This is a genomic window from Shinella sp. AETb1-6, assembly GCF_009826875.1.
In the GTDB taxonomy this organism is placed as follows: Bacteria; Pseudomonadota; Alphaproteobacteria; order Rhizobiales; family Rhizobiaceae; genus Shinella; species Shinella sumterensis.
This window is the reverse complement of record NZ_WUMM01000034.1, coordinates 1-2,360: the sequence shown is the minus strand read 5'-3', so window position 1 is coordinate 2,360 and position 2,360 is coordinate 1. Positions and strand designations below refer to the sequence as shown.

Sequence of the window (2,360 nt, the reverse complement as noted above, 5' to 3'; positions counted from 1 at the left end):
CGGCCATCTTGACGAGATCGATCGACAGGAAGGTCGTCGATGAACCGGGGCCACCGCCCGTGACGACGAAAGGTTCCGTATAGATCATGAAGCTGTCCATGAAGCGCAACAGGATGGCGATCAGTAGAACGCGCTTCATCTTCGGCAGCTGGATGTAACGGAAGACAGCGAGGCGCGACGCACCGTCGATCTTGGCTGCCTGGTAATAGGCTTCCGGGATAGACACGAGGCCGGCATAACAAAGAAGCACAACAAGGCTCGTCCAGTGCCAGACATCCATGACGACGATCGTCACCCAGGCATCGACCGGGTCGGCGGCATAGGCGAAGGGAAATCCGAGCTGGGTCAGTCCCCATCCGACAAGGCCGATATCGGCACGGCACAGCAACTGCCAGATCGTGCCGACGACATTCCAAGGAATGAGGAGCGGCAGCGCCATGAAAATCAGGCAGACCGGCACCCCGAGCCCGTGACGCGGCATGTTGAGCGCGATGAAAATGCCCAGCGGGATCTGGATCGCCAGAATGACCGCAGAGAAGGCAAGGTTGCGGACGAGCGAATCCCAGAAGCGGGCGGAATCCAGCACCTGCGTGAACCAGTCGGTCCCCGCCCAGAAGAACTGGTTGTTTCCGAACGTATCCTGAACGGAATAGTTCACAACCGTCATCAGCGGGATCACCGCCGAAAACGCGACCAGCAGCAGCACCGGTAGCACCATGAACCAGGCCTTGTTGTTCCAGGTCTTATCCATGGCTCAGGCTCCCCTTTCGACGCGCCAGCTGTCGGCATAGATGTTGATGGCTTTGGGATCGAAGGCGATGCGGGCGTCCGCCGGCACCTCGTTCTCCTCCGGCATCACCGCCGCAACGGACTGGCCGGCAAAGGTTGCCCGCACGATCTTGTGCCTGCCGATATCCTCGACCTTGTCGATACGGACGGGATGACCCTCTCGTCCAATGCGTACGAATTCCGGGCGAATGCCGAATTCCATCTTCGCGGTGGCCTTGGCGGGCGGAGCGAAGCCGAGATCGACACGCTCGCCGCCGATCACGGCAGTCGCACCATCGATCTGCATCGGCAGGACATTCATGCCGGGCGAGCCGATAAAGTAGCCGACAAAGGTGTGGCGTGGTGTCTCGAAGAGCTCGGCCGGTGTGCCGATCTGCACGATCTGGCCATCGTACATGACGACGACCTTGTCGGCGAAGGTCAGCGCCTCCGTCTGATCGTGGGTGACATAAACCATGGTGAAACCGAACTGGCGATGCAGCTTTTTGAGCTGCGAACGCAGCTGCCACTTCATGTGCGGGTCGATAACGGTGAGCGGCTCATCGAAGAGGATCGCGTTCACATCATTGCGGACAAGGCCACGGCCGAGCGAGATCTTCTGCTTCTGGTCGGCCGTGAGGCCGCGCGCCTTGCGGTTTGCCCGGTCAGCGAGCCCCGTCATCTCGAGGATTTCCTCGACCCGGCGCTTTACAGCGGCCTCGGCAACGCCACGGTTGCGCAGCGGGAAGGCGAGATTGTCGTAGACGGTCATGGTGTCGTAGATGACCGGGAACTGAAAGACCTGCGCGATGTTTCGGGCTTCGGGCGGAAGGTCCGTCACATCCTCGCCATCGAACAGGATGCGGCCTTCGGAGGGCTGCAAGAGCCCCGAGATGATGTTGAGCAGCGTGGTCTTGCCGCAGCCGGAGGGCCCGAGCAGCGCATAGGCGCCGCCGTCGCTCCATTCGTGATTGACCTCACGCAGCGCATAGTCGTTCGGCGCGGAGGGGCGGATTCCATAGGCATGGCGTATGTGATCGAGTGTGATGCGTGCCATGAACTCTTCCCCCTATGCCGCCATCGCGACCGGCGCGCCGAGCGCCCTGCCATCCATCCCGAAGGCCATCAGGTGGCGCGTATCGACATGGACGGTGATCAGCGTATCCGGCTCGATGTCGTGAATTCCGGGCGACAGCATGACCCAGCGACTACCCTCGAATTCGATATGGACGAAGCTCTCCGACCCCGCGATTTCCGAGATGGCCGTGCGCGCCTGAAGCGGTGCAGAACCCGGCGCCTGGCTGGTAAGGGAGAGGTGGTGCGGATGGAACGCGATGGTACAGGGACCATCTGCCAACTGGGACAGGTGCTGCGGCACTATCAGCAAGGACCGGTCGCCGGCGGTGAACTGACCATTCCGCTTGACGACATCCATGGCGTTCAGCGGCGGGTCGGCGAAGGTGCGGGCCGTCAGGAGATCGTTCGGCCGGCGATAGACGTCGATGGTCCGGCCGAACTGCGTGATGCGGCCCTCCGACAGGGTGGCGGTGTTGCCGCCCAGAAGCAGCGCTTCCGATGGCTCCGTCGTCGCG

General features: G+C 61.9%; 2 protein-coding genes and 1 pseudogene. All 3 read right to left on the bottom strand.

All coding sequences use genetic code 11. From position 1 onward, the window contains the following. Positions 1–751, bottom strand: a 751-nt coding sequence (locus tag GR158_RS24985; RefSeq protein ID WP_160873045.1) for a carbohydrate ABC transporter permease, incomplete at its 3' end; no start/stop codon positions are given. Positions 752–754: 3 nt separating this feature from the next. After that, complete coding sequence (locus GR158_RS24980; protein ID WP_160873044.1) at positions 755–1,825, bottom strand: ABC transporter ATP-binding protein; 1,071 nt, start codon at positions 1,823–1,825, stop codon at positions 755–757. A 12-nt stretch (positions 1,826–1,837) separates the two neighbouring features. Next, positions 1,838–2,360, bottom strand: a pseudogene (locus GR158_RS24975) (ABC transporter ATP-binding protein); the annotation flags it as partial.

Excerpts from the sequence above, each read along its gene's own strand:
- GR158_RS24980 (WP_160873044.1), bottom strand. The coding sequence starts at position 1,825 with ATGGCACGCATCACACTCGATCACATACGCCATGCCTATGGAATCCGC.